At 69.9% G+C, this 458-nt stretch carries 1 protein-coding gene; it reads left to right on the top strand.

The genetic code is table 11. The annotated features are described in order from the left end of the window. A partial coding sequence (locus tag AC1DN0_RS41475; RefSeq protein ID WP_477146666.1) for a DUF58 domain-containing protein occupies positions 1-458 on the top strand: 458 nt, incomplete at both ends.

The following is a 458-nucleotide window of genomic DNA, read 5'->3' as shown; positions in this document are numbered from 1 at the left end:
ACCTGGTCCCGGGTGAGTGGTCGCTGCAGGGCCTGCCGCGACAGCTGGCGCTCAAGCCGATGGTGGCCAGCAGCGTGCAGTACCGGCTGACCCCGACCGCTCGCGGGCGCTTCACCTTCGAGGGCGTGCACCTGCGCGTGCATGCGCCGTGGCGGCTGTGGCGGCAGCGCCGCACCCTGCCGCCGGCGTTGACCGTGCGCGTGTACCCGAACTTCGCCCCGCTCACCCGGTTTGCGTTGTTCAGTGCCGAACAGGCCTCGCGGCTGGTGGGCGCGCACCTCAAGCGCCGGCGCGGCGAAGGCACCGATTTCCACCAGATGCGCGAGTACCGCATCGGCGACAGCCTGCGCCAGATCGACTGGAAGGCCACCTCGCGCGCGCGCAAGTTGATCTCGCGCGAGTACCAGGACGAAAAGAACCAGCAGCTGCTGCTGATGATCGACACCGGGCGGCGGATG

This window comes from Cupriavidus sp. 05N39 (assembly GCF_056397325.1).
This window is presented reverse-complemented; position numbering and strand designations above follow the sequence as displayed.